Source organism: Mycobacterium sp. TY814 (assembly GCF_030755175.1).
Classification (GTDB): Bacteria; Actinomycetota; Actinomycetes; order Mycobacteriales; family Mycobacteriaceae; genus Mycobacterium.
The window spans coordinates 792,902-813,567 of the sequence record NZ_JAUFRY010000001.1 but is presented as its reverse complement, the minus strand read 5'-3'; the positions used below and the strand labels follow the sequence as shown (position 1 = coordinate 813,567).

The window sequence follows — 20,666 nt, the reverse complement described above, 5'->3', positions numbered from 1 at the left end:
ACTTCCATCCCCCTTAAGGCCGCTATGCGGATCGCAGTACCTGGTTGGAGGGTTGGCGTCCAGGAGGGGGCCTGAGCTGGCCGGTAACGTCTCGAGCGCACCCGTCTTGCGGCGAAAAGGGCTGTACAAGAGGGGTTTTCATCACACGGATCGGCACTGATCAGTCGGCTGCAGGGGGCGGACGGTCATGTCGCCGGTACTAAAAGATTCGCATTGCGGTCGTCAAGAATAATTGCTAGATTTCTGCGTGAATTGCTGGAATGAAATGGCCCACGTTCATATACTCCGCGTGTTCGATTCGCCAGCAGCCAACCAATTGAGAGGGTCCGGGGCATGTCCTTCCTGTTTGCAGCACCCGACGTATTGGCCGTGGCGGCGAATGATCTGACGAGGATCGGATCGGCCCTCGGCGCGGCGAACGCTCAGGCGGGCGGGGCCACGGCGAATCTGCTGCCCGCGGCCGCTGACGAGGTTTCGGCGGCGATCGCCGCGCTGTTCACCGACCACGCTGAGCAATACCGCGCGGTGAGCCTTGAGGTGGAGCTGTTCCGGGAGCGCTTCGCCCAGTTGCTGGCGAGCGGCGGTAGCTCGTATGCCGCGGCGGAGGCCGCAAACGGAAACCTGCTGCAGCAGATCGAGCAGGCGACGCTGAATCTCATCAACGCCCCCAGCGAGTTCCTCACCGGCCGCGCGCTGATCGGCGACGGCGCCGACGGCGCGGCGGGCACCGGCAGCCGTGGTGGCGACGGCGGATGGCTGTGGGGCAGCGGGGGCAATGGCGGATCCGGGGCCGCCGGGAGCAACGGTGGCGCCGGCGGATCGGCCGGGTTGTTCGGGCGGGGCGGAAACGGTGGAGCGGGCGGGGCGGCGGTCACTGCAGGCGGCGCCGGTGGCAACGGCGGTGCCGGCGGGGCCAGCGGACTTCTCGGTGGCTTCGGCGGGGGCAACGGTGGGGCCGGCGGGGCGGGTGCCGCCGGTGCGGCAGGGCAGGCCGGCGGCGCGGGCGGCGCGGGTGGTGCCGGCGGGGCCAACATGCAGGTGCTGTTCGGCCAGGGCGGGGCCGGCGGCATCGGCGGTACGGGTGGCGCCGGTGGAACCGGCCTCGCCGGCGACGCGGGCGCGCGCATTGCCGGCGGCGGCGGCAACGGAGGCATCGGAGGTGCTGGCGGCGCCGGCGGTTCCAACAACGCTCTGCTGTTCGGCTCGGCCGGCGCCGGAGCCGTCGGAGGCACCGGCGGTGCGGGCGGTGCCGGAGCCATGGGAGGCGTCAGCTCGGGTGTCGGCGTTGCGGGCGGAACCGGCGGCGACGGCGGCGCTGCGGGTGCGGGCGGCGCTGGGGGAGCGGCCAATTGGTTCGGTAACGGCGGCGGCGCGGCGGGCAGCGCCGGTACCGGTGGGGCGGGCGGTCAGGGCGGTCACGGTGGGGTGGGCGCCGACGGTTCGCCCGCCGGCGTTGACGGGTTTGCCGGCGGCGCCGGTGGCGCCGGTGGCCAGGGCGGCTCCGCGGGCGTCGGCGGCACGAATGGTGTGGGCGGTGTCGGTGGCGACGGTGGCGACGGCGGCGCCGGTGCCCAAGGCGTCACCACGGCCGGCAAAGCCGGCGGGGCGGGCGGTGCGGGTGGCGCCGGCGGTGACGCGGGGGCGGGCGGTGCAGCCGGTTCGGGTGCCGGTGCCGCGGCCTCGGCCGGCCACGGCGGTTCCGGCGGTGGCGGTGGCCAGGGCGGCGAGGGTGGTGCAGGCGCCGACGGCACCACCGCCGGTGCGGCCGGCTATGCCGGTGGTCATGGCGGCGCAGGCGGTCAAGGAGGTAGCGCGGGGACGGGCGGCACCAACGGCAGCGGCGGGGCCGGCGGTGCCGGCGGCCAGGGCGGCAACGGTGTCGCCGGAGCCACGGGCAACGTCGCGCGCGACGGCGGTTCGGGCGGCGACGGGGGTGCCGGCGGTCAGGGGGGTGCCACCGGTACCGGCGGCACCGGCGGCCGGGCAGGTGAGGGCGGCCGAGGCGGCGACGCGGGTGCCGGTGCCGATGGTGCGGCCGCCACCTTCGACGGTGTCGCCGGCAATGGCGGATCCGGTGGCACGGGCGGCGCCGGCGGTACCGGCGGGGCGGCGACCTCGCTCAGCGGCGTCGCCGGCAGCGGGGGAGCGGGCGGCACCGGCGGAGCGGCCGGCACCGGCGGCATCTCGTCAGGCCTGGCCGGTCAGGGCGGCACCGGGGGCAGCGGCGGCAACGGCGGAGCGGGCGGCACCGGCGGCGCCGGAGCGGATCGTGGCGTCGCCGGTACCGGTGGTGTGGGCGGTGCGGCCGGCAGCGGCGGTGCCGGCGGCGATGTGCTGGCAGGCGAGGACGGATTGGGCGGCTACGCCGGTAACGGCGGCGGCGGCGGTACCGGCGGCCTGGGCGGCAACGGCGGGGTGGCCGGCGCTGAAGGCACCGGAGGTGCCGGTGGCAAAGGCGGCTCCGGTGGCGCTGCCGGGCTAGGGGGCAACGGGCTGGCTCCCGCGGGAGTGGCCGGCAACGGGGGCGACGGTGGGGCCGGCGGCGGCGGTGGCCAGGGTGGCGCGGCGGCCGCCGGCGGAATCAACGGTGCCGGTGGCGCCGGTGGCGTCGGTGCGGATGGCGCGCACGGCGGCGCTGCCGGCGGCACCGAGAACGGAGGGTTCGGAGGCAGGGGCGGCAACGGTGGCAGCGGCGGAACTGCGGGGACCGGCGCGGGCGCTGCGGGAGTCGGCGGCGACGGCGGCAATGCGGGTGACGGTGGAAACGGCGCCGACGGCGGCGGCATTTCCACCTATTACGGAGCCGCCGGCGGTTATGCGGGCGACGGTGGTGCCGGCGGTGTCGGCGGCAACGCCGGGGGTGCCACCGCGCACAACGGCGACGGTGGGGACGGCGGCGCCGGTGGCCGCGGCGGTGTCGGCGGCAATGGCATTCCGGACAACGGCAGCGGCGCCCGGGCCGGCGCCGCCGGCGGGGTCGGTGGCCGGGGCGGCAGTGGCGGGGCGGCCGGCACCGGCGGTGTCGGCGGGGTTGACGGCAGCGGTGGCCAGGGCGGACGTGGCGGCGACGGCGGTAACGGTGCCGACGGCCTCGCCGGCACCGGGCACAACGGCGGCGCAGGCGGCGACGCCGGCTTCGGGGGCCTCGGCGGCAACGCCGGTGGAGCGACGGGCGTCAATGGCAGCGGTGGTGACGGCGGCGTCGGCGGTAGCGGCGGCCGCGGCGGCTCGGGCGTCTCGGTCGGTACCGGTGCGGCGGGGGCCGGCGGCCAGGGCGGCAACGGTGGTGCAGGCGCCGCCGGCGGTGCGGCCGGTGTGGGCGGCATCGGTGCGACCGCTGGTGACGGCGGTGCCGGGGGTGCGGGCGGAGCGGGCGGTGCCGGCGGCGACAGCGCCTTCAACGGCGCGGCGGGAACGGGCGGAACCGCCGGTAAAGGCGGCGCCGGTGGTACCGGCGGAGCCGCGAAGGCGTCCGGCAACCTGGCGGGCGCCGGCGGTACCGGAGGCGCCGGCGGCGACGGCGGGGTCGGCGGCACTGCCAGCGGATACAACGGCCAGGGCGGTATCGGCGGCGCGGGCAACAGCGGTGGTGCCGGTGGCACCGGTGGCGCTGGTGCGCCCGGCGGCGTCGCAGGGGCCGGCGGCAGCGGCGGCGCGGCCGGCAACGGCGGCGACGGGGGCAAGTCCGTGGTGGGCAGCGACGGCTACGGCGGCTTCGGCGGCAAAGGCGGGACCGGGTCAACCGGCGGCGTCGGCGGCACTGGTGGGGCCGCCGGTGCCGGGGGCACGGGCGGTACCGGCGGGACAGGTGGCGCGGGTGGCGACGGCGGTACCGGGGGCACCGCACTCGGTCCCACCGGGGTCGCCGGAGGCGGCGGTACCGCCGGCTCCGGAGGTGCGGGCGGCCAGGGCGGCACGGCGGCCGCGGGCGGCGTGAACGGCGACGGCGGTACCGGCGGCGGTGGTGGTTCCGGCGGTGACGGCGGGGCGGCGGGAGCTTCCCAGAACGGTCGCTTCGGCGGAGACGGCGGTGCCGGGGGACGGGGCGGGGTGGCCGGCTCCGGCGCCGGAGCCAGCGGAAACGGCGGCGACGGTGGCAAGGGTGGCGCCGGTGGCGCCGGCAGCAGTGGCGGCGCCGGCCTCGACGGCACCGGCAACAACGGTGGTAACGGCGCCAACGGCGGTCGCGGTGGCGACGGCGGTGACGCCGGCGGCGAGACCGCCCGTGCCGGTGACGGCGGTGCCGGTGGGGCGGCCGGCGGCGGTGGTAAGGGGGGCGCGGGCACCGTCGACACCGGCAACGGTCCCGGAGCAGGCGGCCAAGGCGGTAACGGGGCCATCGGTGGGGCCGGTGGCGCCGCCGGGTTCGGTGGCCAGGGTGGCACCGCGGGCGACGCCGGTGCCGGTGGCCGCGGTGGCGATGGCGGCACCGGCGCCGACGGCCTGGCCGGAAGCGGCCACACCGGCGGCGCCGGGGGCTCGGCGGGTCGCGGCGGTGCCGGCGGCTTTGGCGGTTCGGCCTACACCGGCGTCAACGGCGATGGCGGGCAGGGCGGTGACGGTGGCACCGGCGGCGCCGGCGGTGTCGGTGCCGCGGGCGTGGGCGGCGCGGGTCAGACCGGCGGCGCCGGCGGCAAAGGCGGAGACTCGGGCAGCGGCGGCATCGCCGGTACCGGGGCGGGTTCAGCCGGCAGTGCCGGGCACGCCGGTAGCGGCGGTACGGGCGGCGCCGGTGGCACGGGTGGGACCGGCGGCGACAACACCGGCGCGGGCGGTACGGGCTATGCCGGTGGTGCCGGAGGCGTTGGCGGCCAGGGTGGTTCGGCAGGCTCGACCGGCATCAACGGTGCCGGCGGTCAGGGTGGTGACGGTGGCGCCGGCGGTCGCGGTGGTGACGGCAAGGCGGGCGTCGGCACGGTCGGTCAGGCCGGCGGTGCCGGCGGTCATGGCGGCGACGCCGGTGCCGGCGGAGCGGCCGGCACGGGTGCGGGTGCCGCCGCCGGCGCGGGTCACGCGGGCACCGGCGGTGCGGGGGGCCACGGCGGTGACGGCGGGTCCGGTGACGCCAACAGCGTCGCGGGCGGCACCGGATACGCCGGTGGTGCCGGTGGCGCCGGCGGTCAGGGCGGGTCGGCCGGTGCCGGTGGCACCAACGGTGCTGGTGGCCAGGGTGGCGACGGCGGTTCCGGCGGTCGCGGCGGTGACGGTCAGGCAGGCGTCGGGACCGCGGGACAGGCCGGCGGTGCCGGCGGTCAAGGCGGCGACGCGGGTGCCGGCGGCGCGGCAGGCACCGGTGTCGGTGCTGCCGGCAGTGCTGGTCAGGCGGGCAGCGGCGGCTCCGGCGGCCACGGAGGCAACGGCGGAAGCGGTGCGGCCAACACATCAGCGGGCCAGGCCGGGTATTCCGGCGGCGCCGGCGGTGCCGGCGGCCACGGCGGTTCAGCAGGCGCCGGTGGCACCAACGGCGCGGGCGGCCAGGGTGGCGACGGCGGCCGGGGCGGTGCGGGCGCGGCCGGCGCCGCGGGCGTGGGTACCGCCGGACAGGACGGCGGCGCCGGCGGCAAGGGTGGTGACGCGGGCGCCGGCGGGGCGGCCGGCAGCGGCGTAGGCGCCGCGGGCAGCGCGGGCCGCGCGGGCACCGGCGGTACCGGTGGCCAGGGTGCCGATGGCGGTGCGGGTGGCGCCAACACGCTCGCCGGCCAAGCAGGGTATGCCGGCGGCGCCGGCGGCGCGGGCGGCCAGGGCGGTTCGGCAGGCGCGGGTGGCGCCAATGGTGACGGCGGCCGCGGAGGTAGTGGCGGCACAGGAGGTGCGGGCGGCACCGGTGCGACCGTTGCCGGTAGCGACGGCGGCACCGGCGGCACCGGCGGTCGCGGTGGTGACGCCGGCGCCGGCGGCGCATCCGGCGCCGGCACCGGGGCGGCCGGCAGCAAGGGCCTCTCCGGTGACGGCGGCAGGGGTGGTCGCGGCGGTGACGGAGGCGTCGCCGGCCGGGACGGCAACGGCAACGGCTACACCGGCGGTGCCGGTGGCGTCGGTGGCGCGGGCGGCAACGCGGGTGCCGGCGGCATCAATGGCAGCGGCGGAGCGGGTGGCACCGGCGGTCAGGGCGGTACCGGCGCCACGGGTCGTCCGGACACCGGCGTCGGGGCCGGCACCGGCGGCACGGGCGGGCGCGGCGGCACCGGCGGTGCCGGCGGGCTGGCCGGCACCGGCGGCACCGGCGGAGCGGTGGGCCTCGGCGGCGACGGCGGCCAGGGTGGGACCGGCGGCGTCGGCGGCACCAACAACCACGTCCTGATCACCGCCGGTACGGGCGGCAACGGCGGCGCAGGCGGTCAGGGCGCCGCCGACCTCGGCGGCGGTGCCGGAAACGGCGGTGCCGGTGGCACCGGCGGTGCCGGGGGGCTGGACGCCAGCGGCGGCGGCGCGGGCGGCATCGGCGGCGGTGGCGGCGTCGGCGGCACCGGCGGTGCGGGCACCACCGGTCCTGCCGGCACCGGCTCCACCGGTGGCCGGGGTGGGGCCGGCGGCGTCGGCGGTCAGGGCGGCAACGGCAGTGCCTACAACGGTGACGGCGGATCCGGTGGCACGGGCGGCCAGGGCGGTACCGGCGGTGCCGGTAGCGCCGAGGGCGACGGCGGCACCGGCGGGTCGGGCGGCACCGGCGGGACGGCAGGAGCGGCGGGCGCCGGCGCCGGGGTAGGTGGCAACGCGGGCGCCGCCGGTACCGGCGGGCAGGGCGGACGCGGCGGCCAGGGCGGCGGGTCGGCCGGTGACGGCGGCACCGGCGGTGCCGGAGGCATCGGCGGCAGCGGCGCCGACGGCTTGGCCGGCACCGGCAAGAACGGCAGCGCCGGCGGCCAGGGCGGTCAGGGCGGCCAGGGCGGTAACTCTGGTGGCACCACGGGTGTCAACGGCAGCGGAGGCGCCGGGGGGACCGGCGGCCACGGCGGTGTCGGCGGCTCGGGTACCGCCGACACCGGCCTGGGCGGCGGAGACGGAGGCCGGGGTGGCGACGGCGGTTCCGGTGGCGTCGGCGGCGCGGCGGGAACCGGAGGCACCGGTGGCGCAACCGGTGCATCGGGAATCGGCGGAGACGGAGGTGCCGGCGGAACCGGTGCTGGCAACGTCACCGCCGGCATGACCGGCGGCCAAGGCGGCGCGGGTGGCCAGGGCGGTCAGGGCGCCGCCGGCACGGCTCCCGCGCAGGGCGGCGCGGGCGGAGCCGGCGGCAGTGGCGGCGCTGACCTCAGCGGCAGCGGCACCGGTGGCAGGGGCGGCACCGGCGGCACGGGCGGTCAGGGCGGCACCGGCGCCGACAACAGCCTCCCCAACGGCACCGGCGTCACCGGCGGCCTGGGCGGCGCCGGCGGCGTCGGCGGTCAGGGCGGTGCGGCGGCCGCCGGTGGAACCAACGGCGGTGGCGGCGCCGGCGGTCAGGGCGGTACCGGCGGCAGCGCGGGGCAGGGCACCGCGGCAGATGGCAGCGGCCGGGGCGGCGTCGGGGGCACCGGCGGAATCGGTGGCGCCGGCGCAACGGCCGGCACCGGCGCCGGTGCGGCCGGCACGGCGGGCGCCGGCGGTCAGGGCGGCACCGGCGGTCAAGGCGGCACGGGTGAGTACGCCAGCGGCACCGGCGGTCAGGGCGGCACCGGGGGCCAGGGCGGCACCGACACCGGTCTCGGCGGCGGCACCGGAGGCCGGGGCGGCACCGGCGGCCAGGGTGGCGAGAACCTGGGCAGCGGCGCCGGCGCGGGCGGCAAGGGAGGTACCGGCGGCCAGGGCGGCGCCGACGTGCGCGGCGGCGCCGGTACCGGCGGCCAGGGCGGTACCGGAGGCGCCGTGGGCGCGAACCCCAACGATTACGCCGGCGGTGGCGACGGCGGCGCCGGCGGGACCGGCGGGCGTGGTGGTGACGGCGCGGCCGGGACCGGCCACACCGGCGGCACCGGTGGTGCCGGTGGTCAGGGCGGTGCCGGTGCCAACGAGTTCTCCGGTGGTGCCGGTGGCGCCGGTGGCCAGGGCGGGACCGGCGGCAGCGGCCGCACCAACTTGACTGGCGGCACCGGCGGCACCGGTGGCCAGGGCGGCGTCGGCGTGCAGGGGGGTGCCGCCGGCACCGGTGGTCAAGGCGGCACCGGCGGTACGGGGGGCCTCAACGTCAGGTTCGGCGACCCGATCGGCGCGGGCGGCCAGGGCGGGCAGGGCGGTCAGGGCGGCGCCGACACCGGCGCCGGCGCAGGCGCCGGTGGGGTCGGCGGCACCGGCGGTGTCGGTGGGACCGACTACTTCGGTGGGGTCGCCGGGGCCGGTGGCGCCGGTGGTCAGGGCGGCCAGGGCGGCGCCGGGCTGTCCCGGAACGTCGGAAGTGGCGCCGGCGACGGCGCGCAAGGCGGCATCGGCGGGGCGGGCGGCCAGGGCGGTGCCGGCGGCGCGACGGTCGGCGGCGGAACCAACGGCGCCGGCGGGGCGGGCGGCACCGGTGGAACCGGCGGAACCGGCGGCAACGGTGGCGGCCAGACCGGGTCGGGCAGCACGGCGGGAGCGGGCGGCCAGGGCGGTACCGGCGGCGCCGCGGGCGCCGGGGGCGCTGCGGGTAACGGCCAGGGCGCGGCGGGCGCGACGGGTGATGGCGGCAACGGCGGCCAGGGCGGCACCGGCGGCCAGGGTGGCCGTGGGCGCCTGGGCGCCAACGGCGGCGTCGGGGGCGGAGGCGGCGCCGGCGGAAGCGGAGGCGCCGCGACCGGCACCGGTCACGCCGCGGGCAACGGTGGTGCGGGCGGTGTCGGCGGCCAGGGTGGCGACGCCGACTACGGCGCCACCGCCGGCCGCGGCGGAACCGGCGGCACCGGCGGGTCCGGCGGCACCGCGACGGCAGGCGCCAACGGTGGCGTCGGCGGCAAAGGCGGAACCGGCGGCGTCGGAGGCGTCGGCGGGACCGGAGATGCCGGGTTGCGCCCGGGCGACACCGGCGGAACCGGCGGAGCCGGGGGCACCGGAGGCCAGGGCGGTAGCGCCGCCACCGGCGGAACCAACGGCGCCGGTGGTGCCGGGGGTACCGGCGGGCAGGGCGGCAAGGGCGGTGCGGGCTTCGCCGACGACGGACGCAACGTCGCCGGCAGCGGCGGGACCGGTGGCACCGGCGGAGCCGGCGGCAGCGGCGGGCTGGCCGGCACCGGCGCCGGCGCGGCGGCAAGTGCGGGCGCGGCAGGAGTCGGTGGTCAGGGCGGCCAGGGCGGTACCGGTGGCCGTACCACCTACGCCGGAAACAGCGCCGGCACAGGCGGTGTCGGAGGCCAGGGTGGCGCGGGTGGGCAGGGCGCAGACGGCCCGGTCAGCGGCGGTACCGGTTACAGCGGTGGGCTCGGCGGCGCCGGCGGTCTCGGTGGCGCAGGCGGCGCCAACACCGCGGGAACCGGCGGGACCGGCGGTGTCGGAGGCAAGGGCGGCTCCGGTGGTGACGCCGGAGACGGCACCGGCGGTCAGGCCGGGGGCACCGGCGGCAAGGGCGGCAACGGCGGCACCGGAGGCACCGGCGGCACCGGATCCAGCGGTGTCCCGGGCAGCAGCGGTATCGGCGGCGGCACCGGTATCACGGGCGGCGGACCCGTCGGCGCGCTCGGCGGCAACGGCGGCTCCGGTGGCACCGGCGGCACCGGCGGCGGCGGATCCAGCTAACCCACGCGTTCCGGCGCCGGCGCCCACTTCTCCTCGAGCCGTCCGTAACGCCACACCAGCAGCGCGACGGCCCAGGTCAGGACGAACATCCCGACGACGACGAAGCCCACCGTGTTCAGGTCCAGGCCGGCGATCCAGTCCCACAGGCCACCACGCCAGCCCAGATGGCCGGCGAACAGCCCGAGCAGTTCCACCGTGCCGATCAGCAGTGCCACCGCCACCGACAGCGCGGTGACGGTGAAGTTGTAGTAGATCTTGCGAACCGGGTTGGAGAACGCCCAGCCGTAGGCGAAGTTCATGAACGAGCCGTCGATCGTGTCCAACAGGCACATGCCGGCGGTGAACAGCACCGGCAGGCACAGGATGGCGTACCAGGGCAGCCCGGAGGCCGCGCTGGTGCCGGCCAGCACCAGCAGGGCGATCTCGGTGGCGGTGTCGAAGCCCAGGCCGAACAGCAGTCCCAGTGGGTACATGTGCCAGGACTTGGTGATCGACTTGGTGAGGCGTCCGAGGAAGCGGTTGATCAGGCCGCGATTGTCCAGCTGCTGCTCGAGTTCAGCTCCATCTGTTTCGGGGTTGAACTCGCCCTGCCGCATTCGCTTGAACACTCGCAGGATGCCGACCAGCACGAAGATGTTGAGCAGGGCGATCAGGTACAGGAACCCGCCCGAGACGCTGCTGCCGATCAGCCCCGTATAGAAATGCAGCCGCGACGAATCGTCCTCGACGGGACCGACCACGGCGCGCAGCCCGAGCGCCAGCAGCAGCGCCAGGGTGAACACCACCGAGGATCCTTCCCGCCGTCGAAGACGCGCTCAACTGTAGGTTCGCCGGTCAAATGGCTGCAAGTGACTTGCAGGAGCCGACGCGCCGCAGGGCCGCGCTGGCAATCCCGGGCCGGCAGCGCGACACTGAACAGGTGACGACTGAACCGGCGGGCCTGGACCCGGCGGCCACCGAGCGGATCGGCGAACTGCTACGCGCCCGCGGGCTGCGTCGGATGGCCTCGCGGATCCAGGTATTGGCGGTACTCGAACCCGTAAACGGCCACTTGTCGGTGGCCGAGATCCAGCACCGGTTGCCGGCGTGCTTGGCGCCGGGAGTCCAGCCCCCCGACCTCGCGACCATCTACCGCACCGTGACCACCCTGGTCGACCAGGGGGTGTTGCACGCGTTGACGCTCGAGGGCGGCGTCACCACCTACGGCATGGCCACCGCGCCGCATCACCACGCCGTGTGTACCCGGTGCGGGTCGATCATCGAGGTGCCGGCCCGCCAGCTGAGCTCGGCGCTCGAGCACGCGATAGCGGGCAGCTCCTTCGCGCTCTCCGAGCGCGCCGGCCTGACGTTGCACGGCCTGTGTCCGGCCTGTCAGCAGCTGGCGCAGGACTGAGTCAGCTCAGGCCCAGCAGGGCGTTCTCCACCACCTCGGGCAGCGCCGGGTGGATCCAGTACTGGCCACGGGCCATCTCGTGGGCGGTGAGTCCGAAGCTCATCGCCTGGATCAGCGGCTGAATCAGCGACGACGCCTGATGGCCCATGAAGTGCGCGCCCAGCAACCGGCCGGTGCCGCGTTCGGCGATCAGCTTGACGATCCCGGTGGTGTCCTCCATCGCCCAGCCGTAGGCGACGTCGCCATAGTCCTGAACCTTGACCGAGATGTCGAATCCCTGTGCTAATGCCTGGTTTTCGGTCAATCCGACGCTGGCAAGCTGGGGATCCGTGAACACCGCCGAGGGGACGAACCGGTGATCGGTGACGGCCATCGACCCGGTGTCATCCCAGTCGCAGAGGAGATTCCGCTGCACCACACGTGCCTCGTGGTTGGCCACATGCTTGAGCTGATACGGCGATGACACGTCGCCGAGCGCGAAAACCCCACGTGCGGAGGTCCGTTGGTATTCGTCGACGACGACGCGGCCGTCCTCGATGTCGATCCCGGCCTGCTCGGCGTCCAGCAGGTCGGCGTTGGGCAGCCGCCCGGTGGCCACCAGTAGCGCGTCCGCGTCCAGGGTGCTGCCGTCGTCGAGCTGCAGCGACACACCGGAACCCCGGTTGTGCCCGCCGACGACGTTGCGGTGCGTGCGCAGTTCCCACCTGCTCGCCACCACCCGGGTGAACCGTTCGCAGATGGTGTCGTCGCAGTGGCGCAGCAGGCAGCTGCCTCGGATCACCAGTGTCACGCGCGAACCCAGTGCTGAGAAAACATGCGCGAATTCCGCTGCCACATAACCACTTCCGACGATCACGAGATGCTCGGGCAGCTCGGGAATCCGCATGATGGTGTCGCTGGTGTGGTATTTCACGCCGGAGGCGGTGATGGCCGGCGGAACGGTGGGCCGCGAACCCGCGGCGATCACCACCTGGTCGGCGGTGAATTCCTCGCCGTCTTCGGTGCGCAGCAGGTATCGCCCGTCGGCCGCGACCGGTCCGAAGCGCGTGTGGCTGCCGTACACGTCGATATTCGGTGCCGACCGGCGGTAGTCTTCGCCGCTCGGGCCGATCGGGTCGATACGCCCGAACACCCGCGAAACGATGTCGGTCCAGCGAATCCCGTCGATGTGGGCATCGACGCCGTACTGGGCCGCTTCCCGGATGGTCTTGGCCACCTCGGCTGCGTAGACGAACATCTTGGTCGGAATGCACCCGACGTTGAGGCAGGTGCCGCCGAAGACGCCCTGTTCGCAGATCGCCACCCGCTTGGCCGCATAGTGTTCGTTGAGAATGCTGTTGCCCGAACCGGTTCCGATGATCGCGAGGTCGTAGGTCTCCATCGATGCGTCACCCTTTCCCCGACTGGTTCTCGGGCGGGACCGAGGCGTCGGTGTCGTTGAGCCTGCTGAGGTGTTCGTCGAGCCAGCGGTCCAGATGGCGATACGCTAGCTGACGCGGTTGGGAAAGCGACAGGAACACATCGTGTTTGGCATCCGGCACCGGAATGATGCTGGTGCGGTTGCCGATACAGCCGGCCCACCGCGCGATCTGGCTGACGTCGAGCACCGCGTCGCCGCGTTGCAGGGCCGCCGGTTCGGCGCTCTCGGGCACGGTGTGGTCCGAACGCAGGATCAGATTGGGCACCCCGACATCGAGCCCGCGGTGCAGCCGGGCTTGTCCGCGGCGCACCGCGTGCAACCAGCCGAACGTGACCGGGAAGCCGCCCAATGGTTTCCACTGCAGGTTGTACTCGAATTCGCCGTGGTAGTCCCGGTGCAGGCTGGAGCCGTAACCGCCGCTGCCGCTGGCCCGGGCGACACCCTTGCTGCGCATCCGCGACAGCGCGGCGATGGTGGCCGAGGTGACGCCCAGACGCAAAACCGCCGGGCCGTGCAGGTCCAGAAACGGGCTGTTGAGCACCAGGCCGCTGACACCGGCCGGCGTGCCCGCACTCTGCCGGCGCAATCGGTCCAGCCACAGCGAGACGATCAGCCCGCCCACCGAATGGCCGTACATCAGCACTCGGGTGTCGGACTGCTCGCGGATCAGCGCCAGTGCGTGGTTGAGCTCGTCGTCGTAGCGGTCCAGCCTGGTGGTGAAATGCGGCGTCTGGTCCGCCCGGTGGGAGCGGCCGCACTTGCGCAGGTCCAGGGCGTAAAAGGTGAAGCCGCGGTCGGCGAAGTGGTCGGCCAGCGCGGTGTTGAAGAAATAGTCGGTGTAGCCGTGCACGGCCAGCACCGCGTGGTCGGCCGCCGACTGCGGGCCACGGCGGACCAGCGTTGCGAAGATCTCGCCCTCACCGTCCGGATCGGGCCCGAGCGGGATGGTGCACTGCCAGTAGCCGGGCAGGACGTCGGGCACCCAGCCAGTCACGAGGCCAGCTTAGAGGTTGCGGCCTCGGCCGATGCGGTGGATTGGGTGGCCAACTCCTTCGGCGATAACCTTGGGGACCGGCATTCTCCAGGGGAAAGGACTAGCGATCGGCGTGGCACAGCTAGCCAGAACCGACGTCGTGCTGGTGGGTGCCGGAATCATGAGCGCCACCCTTGGGGCGTTGTTGCGACGGCTCGAGCCCGACTGGTCGATCACCGTGATCGAACGCCTGGACGGCGTCGGCGCCGAGAGCAGCAGCCCGTGGAACAACGCCGGCACCGGTCACGCGGGGCTGTGCGAGATGAATTACACCCCGCAGCGTCCCGACGGCACGATCGACATCAGCAAAGCGGTCTCGGTCAACGAGCAGTTCCAGATCACCCGGCAGTTCTGGGCTTACGCGGCCGAGAACGGCATCCTGACCGACGTGCCGGCTTTTCTGCACGCGGTTCCGCACGTCAGTTTCGTGCGTGGCGCCGCCGGCGTCGACTATCTGCGGCGACGCCGTGACGCTCTGGCTCGCAACCCGTTGTTCGCCGCCACCGAACTGATCGTGGACCCTGCCGAGTTCGCACGCCGGCTGCCGTTGATGGCCGCCCGTCGCGACTTCACCGAACCTGTTGCCCTGAACTGGGCCGCCGGCGGCACCGACGTCGACTTCGGAGCCCTGTCACGACAGCTCATCGGTTACTGCGTCAAAAGCGGTGCCACCGCGCTGTTCGGCCACGAGGTACGCGGCTTGTCGCGTCAGCGCGACGGTGGCTGGACGGTTACGGTCGGCAACCGGCGCACGGGTGAAAAACGGAAGTTGGCAGCGGAATTCGTCTTCGTCGGCGCCGGTGGCGACGCCCTGCCATTGCTGCAGAAGGCCGGAATCGAGGAGATCCGCGGCTTTGCCGGGTTCCCGATCGGCGGCCGGTTCCTGCGCACCGCCAACCCCGAACTCACCGCCGCGCACCGGGCCAAGGTGTATGGGAGCCCGTCGCCAGGAGCCCCGCCGCTGGGCGCGCTGCACCTGGACCTGCGACTGGTCAACGGCCGGCCGTGGCTGGTGTTCGGGCCGTACGCCGGCTGGTCACCGAAATTCCTCAAGCACGGCCACGTCAGCGATCTGCCCCGGTCGATACGGCCGGCGAATCTTCCGGCCATGCTGGGCGTGGGCGTCCGGGAGAGGACGTTGCTGCGGTATCTGCTCGCCCAGCTGCGCCTCACCGAACCGGACCGGGTCGCGGCTTTGCGTGAATTCGCGCCGACCGCAGTGGATTCCGACTGGGAGCTGACGGTTGCCGGGCAGCGCGTGCAGGTGATCCGGCGCGCCCGGGGCAAGGGCGGTGCGCTGGAATTCGGCACCACCATCGTGGGCGCCGCCGACGGCAGCATCGCCGGCCTGCTCGGTGGCTCGCCGGGTGCCTCGACCGCTGTCCCGGCGATGCTGGACGTGCTGCAGCGCTGTTTCGCCAACCGGTACCCGTCGTGGTTACCTACCCTCAAAGAGATCGTGCCGTCACTGGGAGCTGACTTGTCGCGTGAACCCGCCCTGTACGACGAACTGAGGTCGTGGACGAACAAGGCGTTGCAGCTGGAGGCGGCGTAATGAGTGAGGCGTTGCGCCGCTCCTGGTTCAAAGACCTTGACGCGCGGACCCTTTACGAAATCCTCAAACTGCGGGTCGAGGTGTTCGTGGTCGAGCAGGCCTGTCCCTACCCGGAACTGGACGGACGCGACCTGCTCGCCGAAACCCGGCATTTCTGGCTGGAATCTCCGGACGGCGAGGTGATCTGCACCCTGCGTCTGATGGAGGAACACGCCGGCGGTGAGAAGGCTTTCCGGATCGGCCGGGTGTGCACCAAGCGCAGTGCCCGCGGACACGGTCACGCCACCCGCCTGTTGCGCGCCGCCCTGGCCGAGGTCGGCGACTACCCCTGCCGCATCGACGCGCAGAAATACCTGTTCGATATGTATGCCCGGCACGGGTTCGTGCGCGACGGTGACGATTTTCTCGACGACGGCATCCCGCACGTGCCGATGCTGAGACCTGGTTCGGGACCTGGTTCGCCCGCGGCGGGTGCCCGGTGAAGCCTTATCCGTTCAGCGCGATCGTCGGGCATGACCAGTTGCGGCTCGCGCTGCTGTTGTGCGCGGTGCGTCCGGAGATCGGCGGCGCGCTCATCCGCGGCGAAAAGGGCACCGCCAAGTCGACGGCGGTGCGCGGGCTCGCCGCGTTGTTGTCGGCCGCGACAGACTCCGGCGGCGCCGGTCTGGTGGAGATGCCGTTGGGGGCCACCGAGGACCGGGTGGTCGGCTCGCTGGATCTGCAGCGGGTGCTGCGCGACGGCGAACACGCCTTCTCGCCGGGCCTGCTGGCCCGCGCACACGGGGGTGTCCTCTACGTCGACGAGGTGAACCTGTTGCACGACCACCTGGTCGACATCCTGCTCGACGCCGCGGCCATGGGCCGCGTGCACATCGAGCGTGACGGTATCTCCCACACCCACGAAGCCCGGTTCGTGTTGATCGGAACAATGAATCCCGAAGAGGGAGAACTGCGTCCGCAGTTGCTCGACCGGTTCGGCCTGACCGTCGACGTTCACGCCTCGCGTGACGTCGACGTCCGCGTCGAGGTGATCCGGCAGCGGATGGCCTACGAAGCCGATCCCGACGCGTTCGCCCGGAAATACGCCGACGCCGACGCCGAACTGGCCCGGCGCATCGCCGCCGCCCGGGCCCTTGTGGACGACGTGGTGTTGCCTGACAACGAGTTACGGCGGATCGCCGCACTGTGCGCGGCGTTCGACGTCGACGGCATGCGTGCCGATCTGGTGGTGGCCCGCACCGCCACCGCCCACGCGGCCTGGCGTGGTGCCCTGACCGTCGAAGAACAGGACATCCGGGTCGCCGCCGAACTGGCGTTGCCGCATCGTCGCCGGCGCGACCCGTTCGACGATCACGGCATCGAGCGCGACCAACTCGACGAAGCGCTGGCCCGCGCGGATGCGGAATCCCAGGGCGAGCCGGAACCGGATCCCGATCCTCCCGGCGGCGGTCAGTCCGCCAACGACCTTGCCTCGCAGCCGGATTCGATTCAGACGCAGGCGCCGCCGGCTCCCCGGCCCAGCGCGCCACCGGCAAAAGTCTTTCGCACCCGGGCGCTGACGGTGCCCGGGGTCGGCGAAGGCGCGCCCGGCCGGCGGTCGCGCGCCCGCAACGCCGCCGGCAGCGTGGTGGCCGCCGCCGACCCGTCCGACCCGGGCGCGCACGGCCTGCATCTGTTCGCGACCCTGTTATCCGCGGCCGAGGACGCCGACCGGGCCGGTCCGCTGCGCCTGCACGGCGGCCACCTGCGCCGGGCCGTTCGCGAGGGCAGGGAAGGCAACCTGGTGATCTTCGTCGTCGACGCCTCGGGCTCGATGGCCGCCCGCGACCGGATGGCCGCCGTCGGCGGGGCCGCCCTGTCGCTGCTGCGCGACGCCTACCAGCGCCGCGACAAGGTCGCCGTGATCGCTTTCCGGCAGCAGGAGGCCAGAATCCTGCTGCCGCCGACGTCGTCGGCGCACATCGCCGGGCGACGGCTGGCCCGGTTCGACACTGGCGGCAGAACTCCGCTCGCCGAGGGCCTGCTGGCCGCGCGGGGACTGGTCATCCGGGAGAAGGTGCGCGACCGTGCCCGCCGTCCGCTGGTGGTGGTGCTCACCGACGGGCGCGCCACGGCCGGGCCGGACCCGTTGGGCCGCAGCAAGATTGCGGCGGCCAGGTTGGTGGCCGAAGGTGCGGCCGCCGTCGTCATCGACTGTGAGACCTCTTACGTCCGGCTGGGCCTGGCGGGGCAGCTGGCGCGGCAGCTGGGCGCGCCGGCCATCCGGCTCGAGCAGTTGCACGCCGATCACCTCACCCAGGCCGTCCGCAGCGTCGCGTGAGCTGGTAATCGACTATGCCACAGGGTAATCCGACCGAGGTGCCGAACGACGGCCTGACCACCCGGGCGCGGCGCAACACTCCGGTGCTGGCGGTGCACACCGGCGAGGGCAAGGGCAAGTCGACGGCGGCGTTCGGTATGGCGTTGCGGGCGTGGAACGTCGGGATGAGCGTCGCGGTCTTCCAGTTCGTCAAGAGTGCGAAGTGGAAGGTGGGGGAGGAGGCGGCATTCCGCGAGCTCGGCCAACTGCACGAACGCACCGGCGCGGGTGGCGCGGTCGAGTGGCACAAGATGGGTTCCGGCTGGTCCTGGACACGCAAGTCGCGCAAGTCCGGCAGCGAAATCGACCATGCCGCAGCCGCCGCCGACGGTTGGACCGAGATCCGGCGCCGCCTGCAGGAGCAGCGGCACGACTTCTATGTCCTCGACGAGTTCACCTACCCGCTGAAGTGGGGCTGGCTCGATGTCGAGGAGGTGGTGCACGCACTGCGGGACCGCCCGGGCCACCAGCATGTGGTGATCACCGGCCGCGACGCGCCGGCACGGCTGATCGAGGCCGCCGACCTGGTGACCGACATGGGCAAGGTGAAACACCCGATGGATGCCGGCCGCAAGGGCCAGAAGGGCATCGAATGGTGAGCTCAACGCCCGCCGTCGTCATCGCCGCACCCGCATCGGGCAGCGGAAAGACAACGGTGGCAACGGGTTTGATCGGCGCACTACGTCGGGCCGGCCACCGGGTGGCGCCCTTCAAAGTCGGCCCCGACTTCATCGACCCTGGCTACCACGCACTGGCCGCGGGGCGGCCCGGCCGCAACCTCGACCCGGTGATGGTGGGGGACAAGCTCATCGGCCCGTTATTCGGCCACGGCGCCCGCGGCGCCGACATTGCGGTCATCGAAGGGGTGATGGGCCTGTTCGACGGCCGCATCGGCCCGGACGCGACCGGTCCTGCCGCGGGATCCACCGCACACGTTGCGGGGCTGCTGGGTGCGCCGGTGATCCTGGTGGTCGACGCGCGGGGCCAGAGTCACAGCATGGCCGCACTGCTGCACGGCTTTTCCACCTTCGATCCGCATACCCGGATCAGCGGCGTCATCCTCAACCGGGTCGGGACGGCCCGCCATGAGCTGGTGTTGCGGCAGGCCTGTGAGCAGGCCGGGGTTCCGGTGCTGGGCGCCATCCCCCGCGACACCGAATTGGAGCTGCCGTCACGGTATCTGGGGCTGGTCACCGCGGTGGAGTACGGCCGCCACGCCCAGCAGGCGATAGAGGCGATGACGGCCCTGGTTGCGCGGCACGTCGATGTGGCCGCGGTGGTGGCGGCCGCCGGCGGCCGGGTGGAGGACCCGCCGTGGGAGCCGGCCACCGCGGTGGGAGCCGCGGGCAGGGAAGTCCGTGTCGCTCTGGCGGCCGGCAAGGCGTTCACGTTCGGGTACGCCGAGCACGCCGAGTTGCTGCGGGCCGCCGGGGCGCAGGTCGCCGAATTCGACCCGCTCAGCGAGAGCCTGCCCGAGGGGACCGACGCGGTCCTGTTGCCAGGCGGGTTTCCCGAGCAGTTCACCGCGGAGCTGTCCGCCAACGACGTCGTCCGGCGCCAGATCGCCGAACTGGCCGCCACGGGAGCACCCGTGCATGCGGAATGCGCCGGCCTGATCTATCTCGCCGACGAGCTGGACGGCTTTCCGATGTGCGGGGTGCTGGCCGGGTCGGCGCGGTTCACCGAGCAACTGACCCTGGGGTATCGCGACGCGGTGGCCGTTACCGATTCGTCGCTGTTCGCGGCCGGGCAGCGGGTGGTAGGCCACGAATTCCACCGCACCACGGTCACCTTCGCCGACAGCTACCAGCCGGCCTGGGTCTACCGGGGCGGCCAGGCCGACCGCAAACACGACGGCGCCGTCCACGCCGGTGTGCACGCGTCGTATCTGCATATCCATCCGGCCGCGGCGCCCGAAGCGGTGGCCCGCTTCGTCGCGCAGGCCGCCAAGCCGCGGGTCTAGCGCGACATTAAGCTTGCCCGGTGACCGAGAGCCCCTATCTGGTGGGACTGCGACTGACCGGCCGAAAGGTCGTCGTCGTCGGCGGGGGAGGCGTCGCTCAGCGCCGTTTGCCGCTGCTGATCGCCAGCGGCGCCGACGTCCACGTGATCACCCGCAGCGCCACCCGTGCGGTCGAGGCGATGGACGGGATCAGCCTCTCGCTGCGCGACTACCAAGACGGCGACCTCGACGGCGCCTGGTACGCCCTGGCGGCCACCGACGACCCGGAGGTGAACGCCGCCATCGTCGCCGAGGCCGAACGGCGGCATATCTTCTGTGTTCGCGCGGACGTCGCGGTCGAGGGAACGGCGGTGACGCCGGCGTCCTTCAGCTACGCGGGGCTGTCGGTGGGGGTGCTGGCCGGCGGTGAGCACCGGCGCTCGGCGGCCATCCGGTCGGCCATCCGCGAGGCGCTGCAGCAGGGCGTCATCGCGGCGGAGGGCCCCGATTGGGGGTCCGAGGAGATCCTGCGCGGTGGGGTGGCGCTGGTGGGCGGTGGTCCGGGTGATCCCGAGCTGATCACCGTTCGCGGTCGCCGGCTGCTCGCGCAGGCCGACGTGGTGGTAGCCGACCGGCTCGCTCCGCCCGAACTGCTGGCGGAGTTGTCGCCGCACGTCGAAGTGATCGATGCCGCCAAGATCCCGTATGGGCGGGCCATGGCCCAGGACGCGATCAACGAGGTCCTGATCGAGCGGGCCCGGGCCGGCAAGTTCGTCGTCCGGCTCAAAGGGGGCGATCCGTTCGTGTTCGCCCGGGGCTACGAGGAAGTCCTGGCATGCACCGAGGCGGGAATTCCGGTGACTGTGGTGCCAGGTGTGACCAGTGCCATAGCCGTGCCCGCTCTGGCGGGCGTTCCGGTGACTCACCGGGCCACAAATCACGAGTTTGTGGTGGTCAGCGGCCATCTGGCGCCCGATCATCCCGAATCGTTAGTGAATTGGGATGCTTTGGCAGCAATGTCCGGGACCATTGTTTTGCTGATGGCGGTCGAACGGATCGAACTTTTTGTCGCCGCGCTGTTAAAAGGCGGCCGACCTGGGGATACTCCGGTCATGGTGGTGCAACACGGAACGACGGCGGCCCAGCAGACGTTGCGGGCGACCCTGGCGGACACGCCGGAGAAGGTCCGCGCGGAGGGCATTCGACCTCCCGCGATCATCGTTATCGGGCCCGTGGCGGGTCTCGGCGGCGCTCAGGGTTTAAACAATTCTTAAGATTACTGT

At 73.9% G+C, this 20,666-nt stretch carries 10 protein-coding genes and 1 pseudogene; 8 read left to right on the top strand and 3 right to left on the bottom strand.

The window, feature by feature from the left end; translation table 11 throughout:
- Nucleotides 1–333: 333 nt before the first annotated feature.
- A complete protein-coding gene (locus QXH22_RS03290) occupies nucleotides 334–9,681 on the top strand; it encodes a PE family protein (protein WP_306274920.1) in 9,348 nt (3,115 codons plus the stop codon).
- Here QXH22_RS03290 and QXH22_RS03285 read toward each other — a convergent pair.
- A pseudogene (locus QXH22_RS03285) lies at nucleotides 9,678–10,472 on the bottom strand (HoxN/HupN/NixA family nickel/cobalt transporter); the annotation flags it as partial. The gene QXH22_RS03290 and the pseudogene QXH22_RS03285 sit on opposite strands and share 4 nt — an antisense overlap.
- A gap of 128 nt (nucleotides 10,473–10,600) precedes the next feature.
- Between QXH22_RS03285 and QXH22_RS03280 the strand changes: the two are divergent.
- Nucleotides 10,601–11,074 (top strand): Fur family transcriptional regulator, encoded by a 474-nt coding sequence (locus tag QXH22_RS03280; RefSeq protein WP_306241326.1) that lies wholly within the window; start codon nucleotides 10,601–10,603, stop codon nucleotides 11,072–11,074.
- Nucleotide 11,075: 1 nt separating this feature from the next.
- On the opposite strand, the gene mtr is transcribed toward QXH22_RS03280, so the two are convergent.
- Both mtr and QXH22_RS03270 read right to left on the bottom strand, forming a co-directional pair.
- Nucleotides 11,076–12,455, bottom strand: a complete 1,380-nt coding sequence (mtr, locus tag QXH22_RS03275; RefSeq protein ID WP_306241325.1) for a mycothione reductase — start codon at nucleotides 12,453–12,455, stop codon at nucleotides 11,076–11,078.
- Nucleotides 12,456–12,462: 7 nt separating this feature from the next.
- Complete coding sequence (locus tag QXH22_RS03270) at nucleotides 12,463–13,488, bottom strand: alpha/beta hydrolase (protein WP_306274919.1); 1,026 nt, start codon at nucleotides 13,486–13,488, stop codon at nucleotides 12,463–12,465.
- A gap of 112 nt (nucleotides 13,489–13,600) precedes the next feature.
- On the opposite strand from QXH22_RS03270, the gene mqo reads away from it, so the two are divergent.
- Genes mqo through cobA form a run of 6 tightly spaced genes read left to right on the top strand, consistent with a single transcriptional unit; the run spans nucleotide 13,601 to nucleotide 20,657 of the window.
- Nucleotides 13,601–15,082, top strand: coding sequence for a malate dehydrogenase (quinone) (mqo, locus tag QXH22_RS03265; RefSeq protein ID WP_306241323.1), 1,482 nt, complete (start codon nucleotides 13,601–13,603; stop codon nucleotides 15,080–15,082).
- The gene (locus tag QXH22_RS03260; RefSeq protein ID WP_306241322.1) at nucleotides 15,082–15,564 is read left to right on the top strand and encodes a GNAT family N-acetyltransferase; all 483 of its coding nucleotides are present in this window, start codon (nucleotides 15,082–15,084) and stop codon (nucleotides 15,562–15,564) included. Before mqo ends, QXH22_RS03260 begins: the two co-directional genes overlap by 1 nt.
- A complete protein-coding gene (locus QXH22_RS03255) occupies nucleotides 15,561–17,402 on the top strand; it encodes a magnesium chelatase subunit D family protein (protein WP_306274918.1) in 1,842 nt (613 codons plus the stop codon). The genes QXH22_RS03260 and QXH22_RS03255 overlap by 4 nt, the downstream gene beginning before the upstream one ends.
- A 14-nt stretch (nucleotides 17,403–17,416) precedes the next feature.
- Nucleotides 17,417–18,040, top strand: coding sequence for a cob(I)yrinic acid a,c-diamide adenosyltransferase (cobO, locus tag QXH22_RS03250; RefSeq protein ID WP_306241320.1), 624 nt, complete (start codon nucleotides 17,417–17,419; stop codon nucleotides 18,038–18,040).
- A complete protein-coding gene (locus tag QXH22_RS03245) occupies nucleotides 18,034–19,404 on the top strand; it encodes a cobyrinate a,c-diamide synthase (protein WP_306241319.1) in 1,371 nt (456 codons plus the stop codon). Before cobO ends, QXH22_RS03245 begins: the two co-directional genes overlap by 7 nt.
- Before the next feature lie 20 nt (nucleotides 19,405–19,424).
- Nucleotides 19,425–20,657 (top strand): uroporphyrinogen-III C-methyltransferase, encoded by a 1,233-nt coding sequence (cobA, locus tag QXH22_RS03240; RefSeq protein ID WP_306274917.1) that lies wholly within the window; start codon nucleotides 19,425–19,427, stop codon nucleotides 20,655–20,657.
- Nucleotides 20,658–20,666 lie beyond the last annotated feature (9 nt).